A 22,707-nucleotide genomic window follows, 5' to 3' on the forward strand; every position below is an offset into this window, starting at 1 on the left:
TGGCTAGAGATTTCGGCTGTATCGCGGGCACCCCCTCTGGACCATTTCGGCCCGCCTCCCTAGCTTGACCAGCAAAGGAGATCCGCATGACCAACCCGATCCTGTCCGCCTGGACCACTCCATTTGAAATCGCGCCATTTGCCGAGATTTCGGATGATGATTTTGCGCCTGCATTGGACGAGGCGTTGGCTGCCCATAACGCGCAGATCGACGCGATTGCCAACAACTCCGACCCAGCCAGTTTTGCCAATACAATCGAGGCGCTTGAGGCGGCCGGAGAGCAGATGGACAAGGTGCTGTCTGTCTTTTTCACCGTTTCGGGTGCCGACAGCAACCCGGCACGGGAAGAGCTGCAACGCGCGTTTTCGCCCAAACTCTCGGCGCATTTTTCGGGAATTTCGTCAAACAAGGCGCTGTTTCGGCGAGTTGCGGACCTGTGGGTGCGCAAGGACCTGCTTGACCTGACCGATGAACAGGCCCGCGTTCTGATGCTGACCCATCGCGGTTTTGTGCGCGCTGGTTCGGCTTTGGAAGGCAACGATGATACCCGCATGCAAGAGATCAAGTCGCGCCTTGCCACGCTGGGGACGTCCTTCACCCAGAACCTTTTGGCGGACGAGCGCGAATGGTTCATGAACTTGACCGAGAATGATCTGGAAGGATTGCCGGGTTTCGTCGTGGATGCAGCCCGCGCTGCCGGGGAAGAGAAGGGGGCTGATGGTCCTGTCGTCACTCTGTCGCGGTCGTTGATTGTTCCGTTTCTGCAATTCTCGCCGCGCCGCGATCTGCGTGAGAACGCGTATCGGGCTTGGACCGCGCGTGGTGCCAATGGTGGTGAAACGGACAACCGCGAGATTGCGGCTGAGGCCCTGAACTTGCGCGAAGAACGGGCCAAGCTATTGGGATATTCCAGTTTCGCGGACTACAAGCTGGAAACTGAAATGGCCCGAACGCCGGACCGCGTTCGCGATCTGCTGATGCAGGTTTGGGGGCCGGCAAAGGCAAGGGCTGACGCCGACGCCGAATCCTTGACCGCGATGATGCAGGAAGACGGCATCAACGGTCCGCTCGAGGCGTGGGACTGGCGCTACTACGCCGAAAAGCGCCGCAAGGCTGAACATGATTTGGACGAGGCTGCGCTGAAGCCGTACTTGCAGCTGGATCGTATGATCGAGGCCGCCTTTTCCTGCGCCAACCGGCTGTTCGGGCTGGAGTTTGCCCCGCTGGATGTACCGCTTTATCACTCCGATTGCCGGGCTTGGGACGTAACACGCGACGGGCAGCATATCGCTGTCTTCATCGGTGACTACTTCGCGCGTGGTTCCAAACGATCGGGCGCATGGTGCAGCGCAATGCGGAGCCAGGCAAAGTTCCCCAAGGTGCAAGCCCCCGTCGTGATCAACGTTTGCAACTTCGCCAAGGGCGATCCGGCGCTGCTATCTTATGACGATGCGCGCACGCTTTTCCACGAGTTCGGCCACGCATTGCATCAGATGTTGTCCAACGTGACCTATGAAAGCATCTCTGGCACCAGCGTCGCGCGTGACTTCGTAGAGCTTCCCAGCCAGCTTTATGAACACTGGCTGGAAGTGCCGGAAGTCTTGGCCGAATTTGCGACCCATGCCGAATCTGGTGAGCCGATGCCGCAAGATATGCTTGAGAAGGTTCTGAAGGCCGCGAATTTTGATCAGGGGTTCCAGACCGTGGAATACGTAGCCTCAGCCTTGGTCGATCTGGCGTTCCACGAAGGCGAAGCGCCAGCTGATCCGATGGCGAAACAGGCCGAGGTTCTTGATGGTATCGATATGCCGCATGCCATCGGTATGCGCCACGCGACCCCGCATTTTGCCCATGTCTTCGCCGGCGATGGCTATAGCTCGGGCTATTACAGCTACATGTGGTCCGAGGTCATGGATGCCGACGCATTCGCGGCCTTCGAAGAAGCCGGGGGAGCCTTTGACACAGAGCGCGCCAAAGCACTGGAGGACAATATCCTGTCCACCGGCGGCTCGCGCGAAGCTGAGGAGCTGTATCTGGCGTTCCGCGGGCGTTTGCCAGGGGTCGAGGCGCTGTTGAAAGGTCGCGGGCTTATCGCGACCTGACCGGATCAGTAGCCCAGATTGCGGTCGACGAGGTGGAGGAAGGGTTTGCCTTCCTCACCTCGGATAATGTTCTGGCAGATCACCTGGGCCGCAGTTGTCGGACGGGTTTCCGACGCGATATGCGGCGTGACGGTCACATTGGCGTGCGCCCAATACGGGTGTTCCGGCGGCAGGGGTTCCACGCGGAATACGTCTAGCGTGGCGTGGCTAATGTGCCCCGAATCCAGCGCGGCCAGCAGTGCGTCATCGTCGATCAATGGACCGCGACCGGGATTGATGATCCGAGCGCCTTTGGGCAGCAAGGCGAGAGTGTCCGCATTCAGTGCGTTTTCCGTTGCGGGGGTGTCGGGCAGCAACAGGACAACGATCTCGGCACTGGACAACGCGGCGCGCAAGCCGTCGGTGCCATGCAGGCATGTTACCCCGGGGATGTCCTTTGCGGTTCTACTCCAACCGGTCACTTTGAAATTCAGCGCGGCAAGCGCGGTTGCTGCGGCTTCTCCCAATGCACCAAGGCCCAGCACGCACACATTCCGCTCGCTGGCAAGCGGCGGGGCGTCGGGCGTCCACTCGCCGTCTTGCACGGTGATATAGCGGTCCATGCCAAGGTGATAACGCAGTACCTGACCAACGACCCATTCCGTCATGCCGTGCATCAGCCCGTGATCCACCATCCGCGCCAATGGAACGGTCAGTGTTTCGTTGCCCGCGATTTTTTCAACACCTGCCCAAAGACTCAGAACCGCCTTCAAACGTGAATAGGGTGAAAAATCCAGCAACCCGCTTGTCGGTGCATAGACAACATAGTCGACCTGATCAGGCTCAAACTCGGTTGCCAGACGGAAATCCAGACCGGTTTCGGACAACCCTTTTGTTAGCAGAGGTTTATATACGGGCCATTGTTCAGGGCGCGCGGAAAACAGGACGTTAACGGGCATGGAGGGCCTTTCAATTCAGCGGGGGCGGTGAATATGCGCGCTTTGAACAATGCCGAAGGCGGCCATCAGAACCAGCATGGCAGACCCTCCGTAGCTGACCATCGGTAGTGGTACACCCACAACCGGGGCAAGGCCCATGACCATTGACATGTTGACCGCGAAGAACAGGAAAAAGTTCAGAGCGACGCCCAAGGTGACCAGCGATGAGAACCGGTCTTTGGTCGCCAAAGCAGTGACCATGCAAAAAATGATGATCAGGGCATAAAGGGTCAGCAAAGTAATGCCGCCGACAAAGCCGAATTCCTCGGCCAGCGTGGTAAAGATGAAGTCGGTGTGTTTTTCGGGCAGAAAGTTCAGGCGCGACTGCGTCCCTTGCATGAACCCGCGTCCGTTCCAGCCGCCTGATCCCAGCGCGATTTTCGACTGGGTAATGTGATAGCCTGCACCCAGCGGATCGGTGGAGGGATCAAGAAAGGTATCTATTCGGCGGAACTGGTAATCCTTGAGCAACTGCCACTCGGTGCCCCGACTGTTGAACACGGTCGCAATCAAGCCGACCACCGCCGCGATAACGGCGGCGAAATAAGCCCAGTGCACACCAGCCAGGAACATCAGTCCCCCGCCCGCCGCTAACAACAGGATCGAGGTGCCCAGATCGGGTTGTTTCAGGACCATAGCCGTAGGGATCAGGATCAGGACGACCGGGATAAACACCCATAGCGGTCGCGATGTCTTGTGGGAAGGCAACCAGTCGTAATAGGCAGCCAGAACCATGACCAGCGCAATCTTCATGACTTCGGAAGGCTGGAGTCTCATGAACCCAAGATCGATCCAACGCTGCGCACCCATGCCGATGGTGCCAAAGAGTTCCACAAAAATCAGCAGAACGATCGAGCCGAGATAGGCCAAAACGGACATGTTGCGCCAGAACCAGATCGGCACCAACGCGATGATGAACATAACGGTCAGCCCCAGTCCGAACCGCTCAATCTGGGGTTCGGCCCAGGGCATCCAGGACCCGCCCGCGACCGAGTACAGCATCAGGAATCCGGCGCTGGCGACACTGATCAGCAACAAAGTCAGCGGCCAGTTCATGTAGAGGAACTTGCGAAACCCCGTTGGTGTGGATTTGACGGCGTACTCAAGATAGCTCATGCGCGGTCCTTTTCATCGGGTCGCGCTTTGGGGCGGCGGTCGCCCTCAAGCCGTTTTTGTTGTTCCTTGATGCGGTCACGATCTGCAACCGGATAAGCCTCGAGCGGTGGGGTGCCGTTGTACAGAGCCTGCAGCATGATGTCCCGCGCGACCGGGGCCGCTGCCTTGGATCCGCCGCCACCGTGTTCCACCACCACCGCCACGGCGTATTTCGGATTGTCGTAGGGCGCATAGCTGACGAACAGGGCATGGTCGCGCCGTTCCCACGGCAGGTCTTCATTGCGAATTACGCCAGCCGCGCGTTCGGCCTTGGTGATGTTGCGCACCTGGCTGGTTCCTGTCTTACCGGCCATGCGGAATTCATCATTGATGATGCGGCTGCGATAGGCGGTGCCAGCCCTGTCGTTTGAGACCGAGAACATCGCTTTGCGCACCTGATTCAGGTTGTACGGATTGACGTCCAGCGGCTCACCCGCGCCTGATGGTTCCTCGATGCCATTGACGGACCGCACCAAACGCGGCTTCACGGCCCGGCCTGTGGCGATCCTTGCCGTCATGACCGCAAGCTGCAGGGGAGAGGCCAGCATGAACCCTTGCCCGATCGAGGCATTCGCCGTGTCGCCTACCAGCCAGCCTTCGCCATGGACCCGCTCTTTCCATTCCTGATTGGGGGCCAAACCCGCGGCGACAGCTGACATCGGGATGTCGTGTTTGACGCCCAATCCGAACTTGCGCGCCATTTCCGAGATTTTGTCGATGCCGGTACGCACCGCGACATCGTAATAGTAGACGTCGCAGCTGCGCTTTAGTGACAAGTTAAGATCCACTGTCCCATGCCCGCCGCGCTTCCAGCAGTGGAAGCGGCGGCTACCGACCTTCAGGTGCCCAGGGCAATAGACGGTGTTGCCGGGGCTAACCACTCCGGCCTCAAGCGCGGCAAGAGCGGTGATCATCTTGAAGGTCGAACCCGGCGGGTAGGTGCCCTGAACCGTCTTGTTGGCCAGCGGGCGGTAGTTATTTTCAGTCAATGCCCGGTAATCGGCGACCGATATCCCGCGAACAAACAGGTTCGGATCGAAACTGGGGGCAGAACTGATGGCCCGGATATCCCCGGTTTCGCAGTCGATGACGACTGCAGCCGCGCTTTCACCGGCTAGGCGCGCTTGGGCGTATTGCTGCAGGTCCGCATCAACGGACAATTGCAGATCGGCCCCGGCCTCGCCTTCTTGCCGGTCAAGCTCGCGCATGATGCGGCCTGTGGCGTTGACCTCGACACGTTTTGCGCCGGCTTTCCCGCGCAGGGTGATTTCCTGTTTGGACTCCAGTCCGACCTTGCCGATTTGGAACCGGGGGATACGCAACACCGGTTCGGGATCTTCGATCAGGCTGAGGTCATAGTCACTGACCGGCCCGACATAACCAACGACATGGGCGAAATCCTCATAGCGGGGATACTGACGGGCCATGCCCACTTCGGGCGTAACGCCGGGTAGGGCGGGCGCATTGACAGCGACCTTGGAGATATCCTCCCACGTGACCTGATCGGCCAGTGTGACTGGCAGGAACGGGGCAGAGCGGCGCATCTCAGTCTTGGCGCGATTAATCTCTTCCTGAGTCAGCGGGATAAGCTCGGAAAGTTTGGCGATGACTTTGTCGACGTCGCCCGCATCTTCGCGGACCATAACAATACGATAGGACTGCGTGTTTTGTCCGATGATCTGGCCGTTGCGGTCATAGATGCGCCCGCGCGTTGGCGGGATCAGACGAATGTTGATCCGGTTCTCTTCAGCCAGCAGACGGTACTCGTCAGCCTGATCCACTTGCATAAAGCGCATTCGCGCTGCCAGGCCGCCGATAAACGCAGTCTGCAACCCGCCCAGGATCAACGCGCGGCGCGGCAGGCGTTTATAGGCCAATCCTTGCGCTTTGGGATTGCGTTGTTTCATGCCCTGGCCCCTCTTGTGCCGGGGTCCGACACTGACACGCGCCGAACGCCAAGCACATTCTGGCTGAGAAGAACGACGAGAGGATAAACCGCAATTGTCAGAACCACTTGTATCACCACAGGACCCAAAGCTGCTTGCTGTACCGATAGAATAGCAAGAATTACGCGGTTCAATATGAAAATTCCCGCGATCACCACAGCGGCCGTTGTCCATTCAGCCATAAACCCGGCGTCGCGCATTCCGGGCGCGGCCGAGCGCAGATACGTCGATCCTAAAACCACAAGTGCCGCCAGCAGGCCCGGAGGTCGTTGCAGAAGCAAATCGGCCATCAGCATCACCGCAGCAACCAGAAAAATGGGAACGTATTCCGGTCGGCGAAGAACCCAGGCGAAGGTTAACGCGATCAGCATGTCCGGAAACGGCCAGCGATCCGGCTGTGTGTCCAATGGTAGAAGATGCAGGAACATTACCAGCAACGCCAGAAACACGTACAAACTGCGTTTGAGCCAAAGATGCGAGGTTTGCCTATCCATCGCCGACCTCCGGTGGGGTCAGGGCAGCCTCGGGTTGCCGTGGGCCCACGATGCCGCCAGGATCCGAGATCACCGGGGCCAAGTGGAAGCGCAGAACGCGAAGGAATTCCAGTCGTTCGAAATCTGCGGAGAGGCGCACGCGCAAACGCCCGCCTGGGTCTTCGGTGATCTGCCCGATCAGCAGCCCTCCGGGGAACACGCCGCCATCGCCCGAGGTCACAACGCGGTCGCCTGGACGTACCAGTTCGCGGTTTTCCAGAAACTCAACCGACGGAGATTGCGTGTTGTCGCCGGTGATAAGGGCGGTTTGGGCAGACGGTTGAATCGTGGCCGGAATAGCGCTGGAAGCATCTGTCATCAGGATGACACGCGCGGTGTCGGGGCCAACGCCCGAGATACGCCCGACGACGCCAATCCCGTCCATGGTGGCCCAGCCGTCCCTGATCCCGTCTCTCTCACCCACGTTCAGCAGGACCGACTGACGGAAGGGCGAGCCACTATCGGCCATGACCACCCCGGTGATATAGGTCAGGCGCGGATCAAGACGCACATTGTTCAGGTCCAGAAGCCGGGCATTTTCCTGCTCCAGCTGCAATGCGGCCTCTTTCCAGGCGCGCATGATGCGCAACTCGCTGCGTAATTCCTGGTTCTGGTCGCTCAGCCGTTGGTAACTTTGGAAATCGCGCACCAGATTGACGGCGGCGGTGACAGGAACCATGGCCCATTCCATCGACGGCACAACACTGTCCACGACCTGTGCGCGAAACCGTTCCACGCGCGGGCTGTCGATCCGCCAGATCAGAAAGATGCCTAGCAGACACAACACAACAATCCCCAGCAGCAGGCGGCGCAAGGGGGTTGTGTATTCATCGCGCTGTGATCGGTCTTTTGCCACAGGACTCCTTCCCGTGCTGCTCGTGCCGAATTTACCCTATGTGGTAAAGGGTGCGCGCCTTAGCTTTCGTAGTCAATTGCGTGGCGCAGTTGTTTTTCGTATTCCAGCGCCTTGCCGGTGCCCAAAGCCACACAATTCAGGCTTTCGTCGGCAATCGACACGGCCAAGCCGGTTTGCTCGCGAAGGGCAAGGTCCAGATCGCCCAACAGTGCACCGCCGCCGGTCAGCATCACGCCCCGGTCCACGATGTCGGCGGCCAGGTCGGGCGGAGTGGTTTCCAGTGCGGTCATTACCGCCTCGCAAATCTGCTGGACGGGTTCGGACAGCGCCTCGGCCACTTGGGCCTGGCTGATTTCAATTTCCTTGGGCACACCATTCAGCAGGTCGCGTCCGCGAATGTGCATCGACTGGCCGCGGCCGTCGTCGGGCATGCGCGCAGTGCCGATGGTGGTCTTGATCCGCTCGGCCGTGGATTCACCGACCAGCAGATTCTGCTGGCGGCGCAGGTACGAGATGATCGCCTCGTCCATACGGTCACCGCCAACGCGGACCGAGCGGGCATATACGATGTCACCCAGCGACAGAACAGCAACCTCGGTGGTGCCGCCGCCGATATCGACAACCATGTTGCCGGTCGGGTCGGTGATGGGCATGCCTGCACCAATCGCGGCTGCAATAGGTTCGGCAATCAGACCGGCGCGGCGCGCGCCTGCGGACAGAACCGATTGCCGGATCGCGCGCTTTTCAACGGGGGTCGCGCCATGGGGGACGCAGACGATGATCTTGGGCTTCGAGAAAGTTGAACGCTTGTGCACTTTGCGGATGAAGTGCTTGATCATTTCCTCGGCAGTATCAAAGTCGGCAATCACGCCTTCGCGCATCGGGCGGATGGCTTCGATCGAACCGGGGGTCCGGCCCAGCATCAGCTTGGCGTCTTCGCCAACAGCCAGAACCTTTTTCACGCCGTCCTTGACGTGATACGCCACCACAGAGGGTTCAGACAGGATAACACCGCGACCCTTGACGTAAACCAGCGTGTTCGCTGTCCCAAGGTCGATAGCCATGTCCGCTGTGAACAGGCCGCCCAGATTGCCAAAGATCCCCATATTTTTCCCTGATCCTGTATGTCAGTTTTCTACTGCCCGCGACTCGACGGTTCCGGGACGGATGACTTATAGGGTGCCAACTCGCCCGGTAAAAGGGCTGATTCCGCGACAATCAGCACCTTTCCGCCTTAATTGCAGGGACTTTAGAAGGCATCATGCTCTCATATCAACATATTTACCACGCAGGTAACCTTGCGGACGTCCATAAGCACGCAATTTTGGCGGAAACGTTGGCCTATCTGACCCAAAAAGACAAACCGCTGAGCTACATCGAAACCCATTCGGGGCGGGGGCTGTACCAGTTGGACTCGGATCAAGCCGTTCAGACTGGTGAAGCAGCTGCGGGAATTGAACGTGCGTTGACCGAAGGCTGGTTTGACGCCGATCATCCCCTGAGCAGGGCCATTGCCGCTGTTCACGATCGGCATGGCAAAACGGCGTATCCGGGGTCGCCGCTGATCGCGGCGAACCTGCTGCGGCCGCAGGATAAGATGCATCTTGCTGAATTGCATCCGCAGGAATACCGCGCGCTGTCTGACGCCATGATCACGACCGGTGCCCGGACCTATCAGCAGGATGGCTTTGAACTGGCCCAGTCCCTGCTGCCGCCAACGCCGCGCCGTGGCGTTTTGCTGATTGATCCAAGTTATGAGGTCAAATCCGATTATGACAGGCTGCCCGGCATCATCGCTTCGCTGAATCGGAAATGGAACGTGGGTGTGATCGCGCTGTGGTATCCGATATTGGCCAATGGGCGGCATCAGGCCATGCGCGACGCTTTGGCGAAACGGGATTTCCCCAAGGTTCTGCACCACGAGGTCCACTTTCCGGCTGCGCGTGAAGGGCACGGAATGGTTGGATCGGGAATGTTTGTTGTGAACGCGCCCTATGGTCTGAACGAGTGCGCCAAATCGTTGGACGGCCTGTTCGGCAAACTGCGCGGATGAGCAATCAGTGATCAGATGGGGTTTTCCTAAAGTATGCCACGCAGGTGAAAAATCTGCTGTGACAGCAATGGATTTGCAGGAAAAACCGTTTTTTCAAAGCCGGGCCCTTGATTTCTGGCGGTGATCTCGTAAATAAGCTGTCACGGATGACAACAAACGGGAATCGGATTGCTTCGATGGACTTCCTAAGCCGCCATATCAGTGACTTTCACCTGAGTTACTGGGAAACCTTGATCAACGACTGGTTCTTCGTCTTCGCCATGGCCTTTCTGGCCTTCGAATTGATCCGATACGCAGTCGTCAAAAAGCTGAACTGGCAGATGATGGGTGACACCGTCACCAATTTCATCACGCTCGTTTTCTTCATCGGTATCAGCTTTGTTCTGTTGGCTGGTTTCTATATCGGTGCCTATGTCTGGGCTTCGCAATTTGCCGTGTTCGATATTCCGACAACATGGGCTTCGTTCATTATCGTGCTGATCCTTGCAGACCTGGCCTATTACTGGGAGCACCGGATTCTGCACCGGATCAACTTCCTCTGGGCGACGCATTCGGTTCACCATAGCTCTCCCTTCTTCAATATATCAGTGGCTTATCGCCATGGTCCACTGGATGGTTTTTGGCCGCTGTTTTTCCACCTTCCGCTTGTGCTGTTGGGGTTCAACCCGTTCATGGTGCTGGTCGCGGAACTATTGGTGCAACTGTATCAGACGGCCCTGCATACCGAGGTTATCAAAAAACTGTGGCGCCCGATTGAATACATCTTCAACACGCCGTCACATCACCGTGTTCACCATGGATCAAACCCGAAATACCTGGACAAGAACTATGCCGGGATCCTGATCATCTGGGACCGTATGTTCGGAACGTTCGAGGAAGAAAAGGAAGAGGTGGTCTACGGCCTCGTCAAACCGATCGACTCGATCAATCCCTTCGTCGCCTTCCTTCACGGCTTTGCCCGCCTGTTCAAGGATGTCCGGAACATGCCGGGGTTCGGCAACAAGTTGGGTGTATTCTTCGGACCTCCGGGCTGGCAGCCAAAGAACGGTCGTAAACAGAGTAAACCCGCTAAGTAAGGTGTAGGAGCGCAAAAGATGCCAAGCAACACACAACGCATCGTGGCGGCCATCGTAACGGCAGGTCTGTTTGTCGGAGGCGCCTGGGTCGCCTCTGGTTTCACCACAGAAATTGACCAAGCAGCGGCTTCCACCACAGAGACCTCGCAAAACAAGGGTCTAACTGTCAATCTGCATGGTGCGCGCAGCACCAAGGGCAACGTGATTGTCATGGCTTTTGACCAGGCGACGGCGTTCGACAACATGGATTACACCAAGGCCGCCGGATATCTTGAAGCGCCAGCGTCCCAGGACCCGCTCCGCTTCGACTTTCCCGACCTCGACAGCGGGTATTTTGCCGTTATCGCGTTTCACGACGAAAACGGGGATTATGATCTGAACTATGACGCGAACTACATGCCAACCGAAGGGTATGCGGTATCGGGGCTGAACGATCTCAACGATACGCCAGTGTATGATTACTCGTTGATCGGGACAGAAAAGCCAGCAGATCTGACCTTGTTCTATTGGCCGTAATTCGGCTGGAGATAATAGAGAAGGGGCGGTCGAAAATCGACCGCCCCTTTTTTGATCAAGTAAGATCTTTGTACGAGATTTCCCGCGTGTCAGCGCCCGGGCCCGCCTTTTGACGGCGCACGATCAGGCGGTTCAGCGCGTGGATATACGCCTTGGCCGATGCCACAACCGTATCGGTGTTGGCGGATTGGCCGGTTGCGATCATGCCGTCCTCTTCCAGACGCACCGATACCGTGGCCTGCGCGTCCGTACCTTCGGTCACGGCGTGCACCTGATAAAGCTGCAGGTGCGCCGTATTCGGATGCACAACGCGAATGGCGCGGAAGGCAGCGTCGACCGGGCCGTCGCCTTGTTCAGTGGCGATGATTTCCTTGCCGCCTACTTCCATTTCGATGGTGGCTTCGGCCTTGCCGACGGTTCCGCAGGTAACCTTCATCGAGACCAGCTGCAGGTGATCGTCGCCGTCGTCATCATCCAGTGTCATCAACGCGATCAGGTCGTCGTCGAACACTTCTTTCTTACGGTCGGCCAGTTCCTTGAACCGAACGAAAATGTCCTTGAGCTGGTTGTCACCAACCTCATAACCCAGCGTGTTCAGCTTATCACGCAGCGCCGCGCGGCCCGAGTGTTTGCCCAACGGCAAAGACGTCCCGGACAGACCGATATCCTCGGGGCGCATGATCTCAAAGTTTTCGCGGTTCTTCAGCATGCCGTCCTGATGGATACCGCTTTCATGCGCGAAGGCGTTCTTGCCGACGATGGCTTTGTTGAACTGCACGTTGAACCCCGACACCGTCGCGACCCGGCGCGAGATATGCATGATCTTGGTCGTGTCGATGCCGGTGTTCCAGGGCATGATGTCATTGCGTGTGCGCAGTGCCATCACCACCTCTTCCAGCGCGGTGTTACCGGCACGTTCGCCAAGGCCGTTGATGGTACATTCAATCTGACGTGCACCACCTGCAACAGCAGCCAGCGAGTTTGCGGTCGCCAGGCCAAGGTCGTTGTGGCAGTGGGTCGCGAAGACCACCTCATCCGCGCCCGGAACCGTTTCGATCAGACGTTTGATCAGGTCAGCAGACTCCATCGGTGCCGTGTAGCCGACCGTGTCAGGAATGTTGATCGTTGTCGCACCGGCCTTGATCGCAATCTCGATCACGCGGCAGAGGTAATCCCACTCGGTCCGCGTCGCATCCATCGGCGACCACTGCACGTTTTCGCAGAGATTGCGCGCATGGCTGACCGTTTCGTGGATTTTGTCGGCCATTTCGTCCTGTGTCAGGTTCGGGATGGCACGGTGCAGCGGTGAGGTGCCGATGAAGGTGTGGATGCGGCTTTTACCTGCATGTTTCACCGCCTCCCAACAGCGGTCGATATCGGCGAAATTGGCACGGGCCAGGCCGCAGATACGGCTGTTCTTTGACCGTTCGGCAATTTCAGATACGGCCTTGAAGTCACCTTCGGAGGCAATTGGGAACCCCGCTTCGATGATATCGACGCCCATGTCGTCCAACAGCTCGGCAATCTCCAGCTTTTCCGAATGGGTCATAGTTGCGCCGGGGCTTTGCTCGCCGTCGCGCAGGGTTGTGTCAAAGATCAAGACGCGGTCTTGGTCGGTCACGTTGGTCATGGGATTCTCTTTCTTCTTCTGTCCTAAAGCCTATGGCGCGCGGGCGTCCTCCTCTGAGCGGGCGCGCCGGATGGCACGCTCAGAGGCGGATTAGGATCAGTAGGCCACGCAGAGACGCACCGCGAAGGGCGGTGTCGGCAATCAGGATATCTGCGCGGTTGATCATGGGGTTGAGGTTATACATCGCGCGGCGGGAATGAAAAGAACGAATTTATCTCCGGCATATGAAGAGATTTCTTTTTTCCCACATGTGTTGATCACGCATTGCCGACGGCTAGTTCAACCCGTATGGAAACAGCACTTATCATCGGCTCCTCGGGTGGGATCGGAGGTGCAATCGCCGACAGGCTTCGGCAACAGTCGGTCGACGTCACCACATTGTCCCGGTCACAGGACGGATTTGATTTGACCGACCCCGAGATCGTAGATCGGACGTTGGCGGGCGTTTCCGGTCCGTTCGACCTGATCCTGGTCGCGGCTGGCGCTCTTGAGGTTAATGGTGCCACCCCCGAGAAAACCATCAGACTGCTATCCGCGCCGGCGATGATGGATCAGTTCGCGCTGAATGCGGTCGGACCTGCGTTGGTTCTTGCGCATGCCGCGCGCTTGCTGCCGCGCGACCGGCGCGCCGTCTTTGGCGTGTTGTCTGCGCGAGTGGGGTCGATTGGTGACAACCGGCTTGGTGGATGGATCAGTTATCGGGCGTCCAAGGCGGCGCTGAACCAGATTGTTCGCACATCCGCGATCGAGCTTGCCCGGAGCCATAAACAGGCGATCTGCGTCGCCTTGCACCCCGGTACGGCCACGACAGCATTCACCCGGAAATATGTCGGGCGGCACCCTGCGGTTGCACCTGATGAGGCCGCCCGGAACCTGCTATCCGTATCAGCCGCGTTAAATGCGGCTGATACGGGTGGGTTTTTTGACTGGGCGGGAAAGCCAGTGCCCTGGTAGCTTGATTACCCGTCAGAGGCGGATGTATCAGGCTCGGTTTCGGTATCCGTCGCGTCGGGCGCACTTACGTTCTCACTGGGCAGGACCCCGTTTTCCCAAACGCCGGTTTCTTCCAGGCCATTGGCATAACGCATCGTGCCATTGCCGTGGCGTTTGTTATCCAGAAAGGTGCCTTCGTACACGTCGCCGGTGGCATAGGTTGCCACACCCTGACCACTGATTTTGCCTTCGGCCCAGCCGCCGGTATAGCTGAATCCACGTGGGGTTTTGATAGTTCCCTCGCCGTGACGCTGACCGTCTTGGAAATCACCTTCATAGGACGTTCCGTCCGGAAATGTCGCCTTGCCTTTGCCCTGACGCGCGCCATCTACCCAGTCGCCTTCGTAGCGATACCCGTTTGCGAATGTCAGAACGCCCGTGCCATGGCTCAGGCCATTCTTGAACTGTCCCTGGTAAACAACACCGTTGGGATACGTGGCCTTGCCGTTGCCCTCAAAGATGCCAGCCGTCCATTCGCCGTCATAGACGGTGCCATCCGGATAAGTCTGAACGCCTTTGCCATGCGGCAGATCTGCGCTGAAATCACCGGTATAGGTCGCGCCATCAGGATAGGTGACCTCACCCAGTCCTTCGATCTGGCCGTCCACCCATTCGCCGGTGTAATCAAACCCGTCGGTCCCAAGAAAGCGTCCTTTTCCGTGGCGGCGGTCATCGGCATATTCGCCCTCATAAGTCGCACCGTTGGCATAGGTGGCCTTGCCATTGCCCTGACGGCGGCCATCAACCAGATCGCCCTCGTAAAGGTCGCCATTGGCCTGCAACAAGCGGCCCTTTCCGGTCATGCGGTCCTGAGACCAATCACCGGTATATGTCATGCCATCCGGAACGGTCAGAGTACCCTGACCATCGCGCAAGCCGTTGTTGATTTGCCCTTCATAGACGCTGCCTTGCGTCGAGGTGATCTTGCCCTCGCCGTGCTTGACGCCATCCTTCCAGTCGCCATCGTAGACGTAACCGCTGGGGTCGGTCAGAACGCCTTTGCCGTGATAGCGCGCGTCGCTGAAGCTGCCCTCGTATCGGACGCCGTTGGTGTATATTGCAACTCCGGTCCCGTTGATGGACCCTTCGGCCCATTCCCCCTCATAGCTGCCGCCGTCGGGGTAGATGATCTTTCCCTGCCCCTCGGGTTGCCCCTTTACGAACATCCCCTCGTAGACTGAACCGTTGACGTAGCGCGCTATGCCTTTGCCCTGAATTTCGCCTTCGACCCATTCGCCGACATATTCGAACCCGTTCGGCAGGCGGTAAGTGCCTTCGCCGTGGCGCAGGCCGTTCAGGAATGTGCCCTCGTACACGCCGCCAACATCATCATCCGCAACGATAACCTGCCCGTCCTGCGCAAAGGCGGATGTGGCCAGTAAAGCCATCGCCGTGGCGGCCAAAGAAATGCGGATAGCGTTCATGGTTTTTCCTGCCTTGCCCGGTTGTCACGTTTTAAAGCAAAACTAAGATACCCGTGCGGTCAGAGCAACGTGTTTTGCCGCATTTGACTTTCACTCGCGGTGCGATCTGCTAAATGGCATTAGGACTGACGAGGGCAAGAGGGCAGCATGGCCAACCGTTTCCGCATTACTCTGGCACAACTCAATCCCGTTGTTGGGGACATCCAAGGCAATTTGGACAAAGCGCTTGCGGCGTGGGAGCAGGGGCGCGAAGCTGGTGCCGACATTGTGGCTTTCCCCGAAATGTTCATTACCGGTTACAACACCCAGGATCTGGTGATGAAGCCGGTGTTCCATCAAGCGGCCATGGCGGCGGTTCAGTCGCTTGCTGCGCAATGTGCCGATGGACCCGCCATAGCAATCGGTGGTCCGTGGACGGAAAACGGTAAACTTTTCAACGCCTACCTGATCCTCAAAGGGGGTCGCATCGGCAGCAAGGTGCTGAAACATCACCTGCCGAATGAAACCGTGTTCGACGAGGTACGCCTGTACGACGCGGGCCCCTTGGGGGGGCCGTACTCGGTTGGCAACTCGCGGATTGGTAGCCCGATCTGCGAAGACAGTTGGCACCCGGATGTCTCGGAAACACTGGAAGAGACCGGGGCCGAGTTTCTGCTGATCCCCAATGGCTCACCTTACTTCCGCAACAAATATGATGTGCGCCTCAATCACATGGTCGCCCGTGTGGTCGAGACCGGCTTGCCGCTGATCTACCTGAACATGGTGGGCGGTCAGGACGATCAGGTTTTTGATGGCGCGACTTTCGGTCTAAATCCGGGCAGCGAGCTGGCCTTTCGAATGCCGGTCTTTGATGAGGCCGTAGCACATGTCGATCTGGAACGCGGTGATGAGGGCTGGCGCATTGTGCCTGCTGAAGTTGTGCCGCAGCCGGATGAATGGGAGCAGGACTATCGTGCCATGGTCCAGTCTTTGCGCGATTACATGGGCAAGACCGGATTCAAAAAGGCGTTGTTGGGGCTGTCGGGTGGAGTGGACTCGGCGTTGGTCGCGGCAATTGCTGTTGACGCAATCGGTGCGGAAAACGTCCGTTGCGTGATGCTGCCGTCGGAATACACCAGCCAGGCTTCGCTGGATGACGCCGAAGCCGTCGCCAAGGCGCTGGGCGTACATTACGATTATGTTCCGATCTCGGACAGTCGGGCGGCGGTAACAGACACTCTGGCCCCGTTGTTTGCAGGGCGCGAGGCGGATTTGACCGAGGAAAACGTCCAATCCCGCCTGCGCGGTTTGCTGCTGATGGCGATCTCGAACAAGTTTGGTGAAATGCTGCTGACCACGGGCAACAAGTCCGAGGTGGCTGTGGGTTACGCGACCATCTATGGCGACATGAATGGCGGCTATAACCCGATCAAGGATCTGTATAAAACGCGCGTGTTCGAAACATGCCGCTGGCGCAACGCCAATCACCGTGACTGGATGATGGGCCGCGAGGGTGAGGTGATCCGCCCGTCGGTCATCGATAAACCCCCCAGTGCTGAGCTGCGCGAAGACCAGAAAGACAGTGACAGCCTGCCGGACTACCCGGAACTGGACGCGATCCTGGAAATCCTGGTCGACCGCGATGGCTCGATCGCTGATTGCGAAGCAGCAGGATTCGAAGCAGGTGTAGCCCGCCGCGTAGAGCATCTGATCTATATCAGCGAATACAAGCGGTTTCAGTCCGCACCAGGTACGCGATTGACCAATCGAGCCTTCTGGCTGGATCGCAGATACCCGATTGTGAATCGTTGGCGGGATCCGTCTTAAATCGAACCCGCGCACGGTCTCTTAGAGGCCCGATAGTTTCCGAAGCAAATCCTCATTAATGGAAATTTATCCATTGTCCTCATAGCGGGGACAGTGTGCGCTTGGATTCAGCTTCAACCTTTGAACACGCTTGAAGTGGGGACATTTTTCTGACACATTTTAGCTCAATTGCCGCCTCAAGTGGGGCAGATGCGGCGCATTCTTAATTGGCTCGGCATTTCTAATCGGGCTTTGTTTGTTACGCATCGTGAATTGAGTGTCTGTGTTAACGATTTGGTGTGAATATGCGTGAGCAATACGATAGACCACTCCACTCGCCGCCTCCGTGGCGTTCGATGGAATCTGAGGGTCATGAACTAGACGAAAATCAGGTCGATTCTGCCATTGCCGACCTCTTGGGGGCTGAGATGCCGCCAGAGCAAAATACGGTACCAGGGCAATCAGTGGCTTTTTCGATTCTGCCTGAACTGCTTTCACAAGAAAGCATGGCCGAAGGCTCTTCCGACAACGATGCCGGACTGACAGCCACATTGCGTCAGAAGTGGGCTGAACTCTGCGGCGCGGCTTGACGGCCTGGATCTGTTGAATCCAATAGTGCCAGAGATCATTCTGGCACTATAACCACAGCTTGTGAAAATTGTGATCGGCGCGTCAGGCGACATGTTGCCTATTGTCTGATACCGCGCATTCATTGCGGTCCGAGCAATGAAGTAAGAGCGGCGGATGCCCGGTCCAAAACCAACTCCTGTAGAACCTGATCTGCATCTGCCCAAGTCTGTTGACGTTGTGGTCATAGGCGGCGGAATCATTGGCGCATCAACGGCTTTAGAGCTGTCAGAGCGGGGCGCGTCGGTTTTGCTGTGTGAAAAAGGCCAGATCGCGGGCGAGCAAAGTTCGCGAAACTGGGGATGGGTGCGTTTGGGGCTGCGGGACCCCCGGGAAATCCCGCTCATGCTAGAAGCGCAGCAGGTCTGGCAGGGCCTGGATCAACGCACCGGGCGCCAAACCGGTTTTACGCGTTCCGGCATCCTCTTTGGCGCCTCAGGGAAGCGGGATCATGCAAATCTTGAGCGCTGGATGCGCCATGTTGAAGGCCTGCAAACTAGCGCTCAAATGGTTTCGGGTGCAGAACTGGATGGTTTGCTGCCCGACAATCAATCCGGGCTGAAAGTTGCCCTGCACATGCCAAGGGATGGACGGGCCGAGCCGCAATGGGCCGCCCCTGCGATCGCTGAAGCCGCGCGTGACAAAGGGGCGTGCCTGATGACCAACTGCGCTGTGCGCAGCGTTGATGTCGAGAACGGTTATGTCTCGGGAGTGTTTACTGAACGTGGTCGGGTGGCCTGTGCGCGGGTGGTACTGGCAGGGGGCGCATGGTCGCGCCTTTTTGCGGGAAATGCGGGGATTGACCTGCCGCAGCTTAAGGTTCTCAACACGGTCTTACGTACGTCACCGGTGGATGGCCCTGAGACGGCATTATGGTCAGATGATTTCGCGGTACGAAAAAGGGCCGATGGCGGCTATACAATTGCGTCCGGGCACGAGAATACGGTGGATATTGTCCCGGACAGTTTTCGGCTTGCAATGCAGTTTGTTCCGGCGTTCCGGCAGGAGTGGCGATCCCTGCGGTTCAGGCTTTCCAAGCGCTGGGCGGCAGAGGCGGGCGAGGACCGATCATGGTTGCACACCGACGTCACGCCATTCGAACATTGCCGGGTGCTGGACCCTGAGCCCTCTGCCAAGGTCCTGAGGCAGACATGGGCACGCGCGCGCAAAGGGCTCCCGGTATTGGAGCAGGCAGAGATCATTCAAAGCTGGGCAGGTTTGATCGACGTCACCCCGGACGCCATTCCGGTGATATCCTCAGTCGATACCATGCCAGGGATGTTCATCGCCACGGGGTTTTCGGGCCACGGATTTGGCATCGGCCCCGGAGCGGGGCGTTTAATGGCTGATCTGGTTTGTGAAACCACGCCATGCGTTGATCCGGCCGCCTTTCGCCTGTCCCGATTTACGGATGGTTCAAAGGTGCGGCCGGACCCGGGATACTAGGGTACTATCCCATCATCTGGTAGCTGACCGGCACAAAGCGGAACCCATCGCCACGGGGTTCAACGAAGCCAGCCGCCGGGAATGGCATGTGATAGCCGATCATCGGAACCTTGTCGGCGGCCAGCATGCCCAGCACGTCGCGGCGCGACGCCGTGGCGGCTGCTTTGTCCATGTCAAAGCGAACCTCCCATTCCGGATGGGCGAAGGACCAGACATAGTGGTTTGCCAGATCGGCGGTCAGAACCAGACGCTGCCCGTTGCTTTCCAGGTGATACACCGTGTGGCCTGGCGTATGGCCATAAGCGGCAACAGCGGTGATACCCGACGAGACTTCGCCGCCATTTTCAACAAAGGTCATCTTCTCGGCCAAAGGTGTGACCTTGGCCGCGACCAGATCTCCGACACGATTGCCAGCATCCTGCGCCGCCCAGAAGTCATATTCCGGAGAGGAGGTGACATAGCGCGCGTTCGGGAAGGTCGGCGCGTCATTGGTCGTCATGCCGCCGATATGGTCGGGATGCATATGGGTGATGACGACGACATTGATTTGATCCGGTGTCACACCCGCATCGGCCAATGCCGCCTGAATTCCACCTTGCCCCAACCCCGTGTCGAACAGGACCAGCTCAGACCCGGTGTTAACCAGAGTCGGGGTAAAGAAGAACTGCGCGACATCTGGCGAGATGAAATTGTCTGCTGAGACTTTTGCGAAGTCTTCATCCGACGCTCCGCCGCCAAAGATTTCCTGGGCGCCATCGCGCGGCAGGCTGCCATCCAGCAAAGTCGTGACGGTGAAATCGCCCAACGCAAAGGATTTGGCGACGGTTGAATTTGCCTTTGTCTCAGCTCCGGCTGCCAGAACCGGCGCTGCAGCTGCGGCAAAGGGCAAAGCTGCCGCGGTACCCAGTGCCGCGCGGCGTGTCAAATTGATGGTCATATTGGTTCTCCCTGTCAGAACAGCATTCAGTGAGTTTAGGTCGGCGCGAGTCTCTTGCCAGTGTATACTCTTTTCAAATGGGCTGCGTGGATGAACATTACGTGTTAATTTTTGTTTATGGCGCGATCAAAAAACAAAACCGTTCCCACAGGGCAAAGTGTCGAGGGCTTTTTGGCGGCTGTTCAACCGGTGAAGAAGGCAGATGATGCGCGGGAGTTGGATGCCCTCTTTCGGCACGCGACCGGGTTTGAACCTGTTATGTGGGGGGCGTCGATTGTGGGCTATGGTCGTTACCATTATCGCTACAAGTCCGGGCGCGAAGGAGAGTTTCTGGCAACCGGGTTTTCCCCGCGCAAAACGGCTTTGTCGATTTACATCATGCCCGGCTACGCAGATTTCGGGGATATTCTGTCCAGACTGGGTAAACACAAGCTGGGCAAGTCCTGTCTCTATTTGAACAAGCTGGCGGATATTGACACGAATGTTCTGTCTGAACTGATCCGCGCCGGGCTAGAGGACTTGAATCGGCACTGGCCGGTCCAGCCGATCTGAACGCCTTTGCTGGACAATTGGCCAATCCTGTGACAAGAGCCGCGCCAACAGGAGACACCTATGACAACCACCCGTTTTGCCCCGTCGCCCACCGGTTACATCCACGTGGGCAACCTGCGCACCGCCTTGATGAACTATTTGATCGCCCGCAAGGCGGGCGGCACGTTCATCTTGCGGATCGACGACACCGACCCTGAGCGGTCGAAAGAAGAATATGTCGACGCCATCAAACAGGACATGGAGTGGCTGGGTCTGCATTGGGACCGGGTTGAGCGTCAATCGGATCGTCTGGACCGTTATGCCGAAGCCGCAGACAAACTGCGCGAGATGGGCAGGTTCTATGAGGCGTTTGAGACGCCCACCGAGCTGGACCTCAAGCGCAAGAAGCAACTGAATATGCGCAAGCCGCCGGTTTATGACCGCGCTGCATTAAACCTCTCGGATGCTGAGAAAGAGGCGCTGCGGGCCGAGCGTGGCAGCGGCGTCTGGCGCTTCAAGCTGGACCACGAGCGGATTGAGTGGAATGACGGCATTCTGGGCGACATCTCGATCGATGCCGCATCCGTGTCCGATCCGGTTCTGATCCGTGGCGACGGTCAGGTTCTCTATACGATTGCGTCTGTGGTGGATGACACCGAAATGGGCGTCACCGATGTGGTACGCGGCTCGGACCATGTGACCAATACCGCGACCCAGATTCAGATCATCCGGGCGCTGGGCGGCACGTGCCCGCGCTTTGCGCATCACTCGTTGTTGACCGGTCCTCAAGGAGAGGCCCTGTCAAAACGTTTGGGCACACTGGCCCTGCGTGATCTGCGTGAACAGGGCGTGCAGCCGATGGCCTTGCTGAGTCTGATGGCGCGTCTTGGATCGTCTGATCCGGTTGAGCTGCGCTCGGACATGGCGGAACTGATTGAAGGTTTCGATGTGAACCGTTTTGGGGCCGCGCCGACCAAGTTCGATGTGCAGGACCTGTTCCCGCTGACGGCAAAGCATCTGCAGTCCCTGCCTTTGGCCGACGTGGCCGAGGCCGTGGCTGATGCTGGTGTTCCTGCCGATCTGGCTGAGCCGTTCTGGGCGATGGCACGCGAGAACATCACCACTTTGGCTGATCTCAAGGGTTGGTGGGAGCTGTGTCGCGATGGGGCTGAGCCGCTGATCGCGGATGAGGACCGTGAGTTTATCGCCGAGGCTATGGCGCTGCTGCCTGAAGGTTCGTTCGATGGCGAAACCTGGGGCAAATGGACCAGCACGGTTAAAGAAGCGACCGGCCGTAAGGGCAAAGGGCTGTTCATGCCGCTGCGCAAGGCGCTGACCGGCATGGAGCGGGGGCCTGAGATGGCCACTCTGTTGCCACTGCTGCAGGTGATCCGCGCAAAAGCCTGAGTGTACGGCAATAGAATGAGGAAAGGCGGGGTCATTCGATCCCGCCTTTTTTCTATGCGTTCTGCACAATCCGGGCTGAGAGACGGCTGAGACGATCATCCACGAATTCAGTCTCGACTGGTTTCAATTGTTGATGGCGTGGATACCGGGGCTCGGCCCGGTCGTTCAGGATTGGCGCATCCCATCCATCTGTAGTGGCAAAGAAACGATCCGCGCCGTCTTCACCAAATGCGCGCAGGTATCCCTGCACGACCACATCAATGTAACTCAGCAGCAATGGGTAGATATTGCTTGGAGCGTTGTGCCGGTCAAGAGGCACAGCGTAGACGGCAATCTCAACCTCGTGCTTCAGGGTGTGCGTGACGGCGTGTGTGGCGGGGATGCGGTCATAGGCCCATTCCCGTTCGTCCAGTGCGATCCAATCGTTTTTCGGCACATGCGCAATCATGCCTTCGATCTCGGACGCGGGGTCCGAAATTGCCGTCAGAAAGGCGACCGGTCGCAGGTCAGTGTGCCGCCAAGCGCGCCGCCAGCCTTTTAGCCGGGCGGGATGCGGATCGGGAAAGTCATGCGTCGAAAGGTTCACAAGGCTGCCGTAGCCAAAGAAATAGGGAACTGCCATGGGCCGGTGCGTCCTTTCCTGACGATTGATGTATGTCAAACCGCTTTTATGCCGGACATGCAATAAGTCTGCATCTTGAAACTTGGGAGGT

The 22,707-nt window shown here is 58.1% G+C and carries 20 protein-coding genes; 10 read left to right on the forward strand and 10 right to left on the reverse strand.

All coding sequences use genetic code 11. The annotated features are described in order from the left end of the window. Positions 1–86: 86 nt before the first annotated feature. Positions 87–2,102 (forward strand): M3 family metallopeptidase, encoded by a 2,016-nt coding sequence (locus AC2FLA_RS14340; protein ID WP_496723007.1) that lies wholly within the window; start codon positions 87–89, stop codon positions 2,100–2,102. Between the two features lie 5 nt (positions 2,103–2,107). Here AC2FLA_RS14340 and AC2FLA_RS14345 read toward each other — a convergent pair whose 3' ends face one another. Genes AC2FLA_RS14345 through AC2FLA_RS14370 form a run of 6 tightly spaced genes read right to left on the reverse strand, consistent with a single transcriptional unit; the run spans position 2,108 to position 8,675 of the window. Continuing rightward, on the reverse strand, positions 2,108–3,040 hold the full coding sequence (locus AC2FLA_RS14345) for a 2-hydroxyacid dehydrogenase (RefSeq protein ID WP_496723009.1): 933 nt from the start codon (positions 3,038–3,040) through the stop codon (positions 2,108–2,110). 15 nt (positions 3,041–3,055) lie between these two features. Then, positions 3,056–4,195 carry a rod shape-determining protein RodA gene (gene rodA, locus AC2FLA_RS14350; protein WP_496723011.1) on the reverse strand — a complete coding sequence of 380 codons (1,140 nt, stop codon included), beginning with the start codon at positions 4,193–4,195 and terminating at the stop codon, positions 3,056–3,058. After that, the gene (mrdA, locus tag AC2FLA_RS14355) at positions 4,192–6,141 is read right to left on the reverse strand and encodes a penicillin-binding protein 2 (protein ID WP_496723013.1); all 1,950 of its coding nucleotides are present in this window, start codon (positions 6,139–6,141) and stop codon (positions 4,192–4,194) included. The genes rodA and mrdA overlap by 4 nt, the downstream gene beginning before the upstream one ends. After that, positions 6,138–6,674 (reverse strand): rod shape-determining protein MreD, encoded by a 537-nt coding sequence (locus AC2FLA_RS14360; protein ID WP_496723015.1) that lies wholly within the window; start codon positions 6,672–6,674, stop codon positions 6,138–6,140. Before AC2FLA_RS14360 ends, mrdA begins: the two co-directional genes overlap by 4 nt. Further along, complete coding sequence (mreC, locus tag AC2FLA_RS14365) at positions 6,667–7,569, reverse strand: rod shape-determining protein MreC (RefSeq protein ID WP_496723016.1); 903 nt, start codon at positions 7,567–7,569, stop codon at positions 6,667–6,669. Before mreC ends, AC2FLA_RS14360 begins: the two co-directional genes overlap by 8 nt. A gap of 59 nt (positions 7,570–7,628) precedes the next feature. After that, positions 7,629–8,675 carry a rod shape-determining protein gene (locus AC2FLA_RS14370; protein WP_039523195.1) on the reverse strand — a complete coding sequence of 349 codons (1,047 nt, stop codon included), beginning with the start codon at positions 8,673–8,675 and terminating at the stop codon, positions 7,629–7,631. 155 nt (positions 8,676–8,830) lie between these two features. Here AC2FLA_RS14370 and AC2FLA_RS14375 point away from each other — a divergent pair, with 155 nt between their 5' ends. The 3 genes from AC2FLA_RS14375 (at position 8,831) to AC2FLA_RS14385 (ending at position 11,214) form a co-directional block, all read left to right on the forward strand. Beyond that, a complete protein-coding gene (locus tag AC2FLA_RS14375) occupies positions 8,831–9,622 on the forward strand; it encodes a 23S rRNA (adenine(2030)-N(6))-methyltransferase RlmJ (protein WP_496723018.1) in 792 nt (263 codons plus the stop codon). A 176-nt stretch (positions 9,623–9,798) separates the two neighbouring features. Continuing rightward, positions 9,799–10,698: a sterol desaturase family protein gene (locus tag AC2FLA_RS14380; RefSeq protein WP_496723020.1), complete on the forward strand. Its 900-nt coding sequence runs from the start codon at positions 9,799–9,801 to the stop codon at positions 10,696–10,698. A gap of 18 nt (positions 10,699–10,716) precedes the next feature. Further along, on the forward strand, positions 10,717–11,214 hold the full coding sequence (locus AC2FLA_RS14385; protein ID WP_496723021.1) for a DUF2141 domain-containing protein: 498 nt from the start codon (positions 10,717–10,719) through the stop codon (positions 11,212–11,214). Between the two features lie 55 nt (positions 11,215–11,269). On the opposite strand, the gene AC2FLA_RS14390 is transcribed toward AC2FLA_RS14385, so the two are convergent. After that, positions 11,270–12,844, reverse strand: coding sequence for a 2-isopropylmalate synthase (locus tag AC2FLA_RS14390; RefSeq protein WP_113792119.1), 1,575 nt, complete (start codon positions 12,842–12,844; stop codon positions 11,270–11,272). A gap of 288 nt (positions 12,845–13,132) precedes the next feature. Here AC2FLA_RS14390 and AC2FLA_RS14395 point away from each other — a divergent pair, with 288 nt between their 5' ends. Further along, positions 13,133–13,798 (forward strand): SDR family NAD(P)-dependent oxidoreductase, encoded by a 666-nt coding sequence (locus AC2FLA_RS14395; protein ID WP_496723023.1) that lies wholly within the window; start codon positions 13,133–13,135, stop codon positions 13,796–13,798. Between the two features lie 5 nt (positions 13,799–13,803). On the opposite strand, the gene AC2FLA_RS14400 is transcribed toward AC2FLA_RS14395, so the two are convergent. Then, positions 13,804–15,261 (reverse strand): MORN repeat-containing protein, encoded by a 1,458-nt coding sequence (locus AC2FLA_RS14400; protein WP_496723025.1) that lies wholly within the window; start codon positions 15,259–15,261, stop codon positions 13,804–13,806. Between the two features lie 147 nt (positions 15,262–15,408). Here AC2FLA_RS14400 and AC2FLA_RS14405 point away from each other — a divergent pair, with 147 nt between their 5' ends. From AC2FLA_RS14405 to AC2FLA_RS14415, 3 genes are all read left to right on the forward strand, one after another. Next, complete coding sequence (locus AC2FLA_RS14405) at positions 15,409–17,067, forward strand: NAD+ synthase (RefSeq protein ID WP_496723026.1); 1,659 nt, start codon at positions 15,409–15,411, stop codon at positions 17,065–17,067. Between the two features lie 335 nt (positions 17,068–17,402). Further along, positions 17,403–17,636, forward strand: a complete 234-nt coding sequence (locus AC2FLA_RS14410) for a hypothetical protein (protein WP_496723028.1) — start codon at positions 17,403–17,405, stop codon at positions 17,634–17,636. A gap of 154 nt (positions 17,637–17,790) precedes the next feature. Then, on the forward strand, positions 17,791–19,119 hold the full coding sequence (locus AC2FLA_RS14415; protein ID WP_496723030.1) for an NAD(P)/FAD-dependent oxidoreductase: 1,329 nt from the start codon (positions 17,791–17,793) through the stop codon (positions 19,117–19,119). A 4-nt stretch (positions 19,120–19,123) separates the two neighbouring features. Here the strand turns inward: AC2FLA_RS14415 and AC2FLA_RS14420 are convergent, their stop codons facing one another. Continuing rightward, complete coding sequence (locus AC2FLA_RS14420) at positions 19,124–20,056, reverse strand: MBL fold metallo-hydrolase (protein WP_496723032.1); 933 nt, start codon at positions 20,054–20,056, stop codon at positions 19,124–19,126. Between the two features lie 117 nt (positions 20,057–20,173). Between AC2FLA_RS14420 and AC2FLA_RS14425 the strand changes: the two genes are divergently transcribed. Further along, positions 20,174–20,608, forward strand: coding sequence for a DUF1801 domain-containing protein (locus AC2FLA_RS14425; RefSeq protein WP_496723034.1), 435 nt, complete (start codon positions 20,174–20,176; stop codon positions 20,606–20,608). 60 nt (positions 20,609–20,668) lie between these two features. Beyond that, complete coding sequence (gene gltX, locus AC2FLA_RS14430) at positions 20,669–21,994, forward strand: glutamate--tRNA ligase (protein ID WP_496723036.1); 1,326 nt, start codon at positions 20,669–20,671, stop codon at positions 21,992–21,994. Positions 21,995–22,046: 52 nt separating this feature from the next. Here the strand turns inward: gltX and AC2FLA_RS14435 are convergent, their stop codons facing one another. Next, on the reverse strand, positions 22,047–22,616 hold the full coding sequence (locus tag AC2FLA_RS14435; protein ID WP_496723038.1) for a gamma-glutamylcyclotransferase family protein: 570 nt from the start codon (positions 22,614–22,616) through the stop codon (positions 22,047–22,049). Positions 22,617–22,707: the final 91 nt, after the last annotated feature.

It is taken from the genome of Ruegeria sp. CDSA033 (genome assembly GCF_059612305.1).

Excerpts from the sequence above, each read along its gene's own strand:
- AC2FLA_RS14380 (WP_496723020.1), top strand. The coding sequence starts at position 9,799 with ATGGACTTCCTAAGCCGCCATATCAGTGACTTTCACCTGAGTTACTGG.
- AC2FLA_RS14345 (WP_496723009.1), bottom strand. The coding sequence starts at position 3,040 with ATGCCCGTTAACGTCCTGTTTTCCGCGCGCCCTGAACAATGGCCCGTA.
- AC2FLA_RS14415 (WP_496723030.1), top strand. The coding sequence starts at position 17,791 with ATGCCCGGTCCAAAACCAACTCCTGTAGAACCTGATCTGCATCTGCCC.
- gltX (WP_496723036.1), top strand. The coding sequence starts at position 20,669 with ATGACAACCACCCGTTTTGCCCCGTCGCCCACCGGTTACATCCACGTG.
- mrdA (WP_496723013.1), bottom strand. The coding sequence starts at position 6,141 with ATGAAACAACGCAATCCCAAAGCGCAAGGATTGGCCTATAAACGCCTG.
- AC2FLA_RS14340 (WP_496723007.1), top strand. The coding sequence starts at position 87 with ATGACCAACCCGATCCTGTCCGCCTGGACCACTCCATTTGAAATCGCG.
- AC2FLA_RS14405 (WP_496723026.1), top strand. The coding sequence starts at position 15,409 with ATGGCCAACCGTTTCCGCATTACTCTGGCACAACTCAATCCCGTTGTT.
- AC2FLA_RS14370 (WP_039523195.1), bottom strand. The coding sequence starts at position 8,675 with ATGGGGATCTTTGGCAATCTGGGCGGCCTGTTCACAGCGGACATGGCT.
- AC2FLA_RS14435 (WP_496723038.1), bottom strand. The coding sequence starts at position 22,616 with ATGGCAGTTCCCTATTTCTTTGGCTACGGCAGCCTTGTGAACCTTTCG.
- AC2FLA_RS14395 (WP_496723023.1), top strand. The coding sequence starts at position 13,133 with ATGGAAACAGCACTTATCATCGGCTCCTCGGGTGGGATCGGAGGTGCA.
- AC2FLA_RS14425 (WP_496723034.1), top strand. The coding sequence starts at position 20,174 with ATGGCGCGATCAAAAAACAAAACCGTTCCCACAGGGCAAAGTGTCGAG.
- AC2FLA_RS14400 (WP_496723025.1), bottom strand. The coding sequence starts at position 15,261 with ATGAACGCTATCCGCATTTCTTTGGCCGCCACGGCGATGGCTTTACTG.
- AC2FLA_RS14385 (WP_496723021.1), top strand. The coding sequence starts at position 10,717 with ATGCCAAGCAACACACAACGCATCGTGGCGGCCATCGTAACGGCAGGT.
- AC2FLA_RS14410 (WP_496723028.1), top strand. The coding sequence starts at position 17,403 with ATGGAATCTGAGGGTCATGAACTAGACGAAAATCAGGTCGATTCTGCC.
- rodA (WP_496723011.1), bottom strand. The coding sequence starts at position 4,195 with ATGAGCTATCTTGAGTACGCCGTCAAATCCACACCAACGGGGTTTCGC.
- AC2FLA_RS14390 (WP_113792119.1), bottom strand. The coding sequence starts at position 12,844 with ATGACCAACGTGACCGACCAAGACCGCGTCTTGATCTTTGACACAACC.
- AC2FLA_RS14360 (WP_496723015.1), bottom strand. The coding sequence starts at position 6,674 with ATGGATAGGCAAACCTCGCATCTTTGGCTCAAACGCAGTTTGTACGTG.
- AC2FLA_RS14420 (WP_496723032.1), bottom strand. The coding sequence starts at position 20,056 with ATGACCATCAATTTGACACGCCGCGCGGCACTGGGTACCGCGGCAGCT.
- AC2FLA_RS14375 (WP_496723018.1), top strand. The coding sequence starts at position 8,831 with ATGCTCTCATATCAACATATTTACCACGCAGGTAACCTTGCGGACGTC.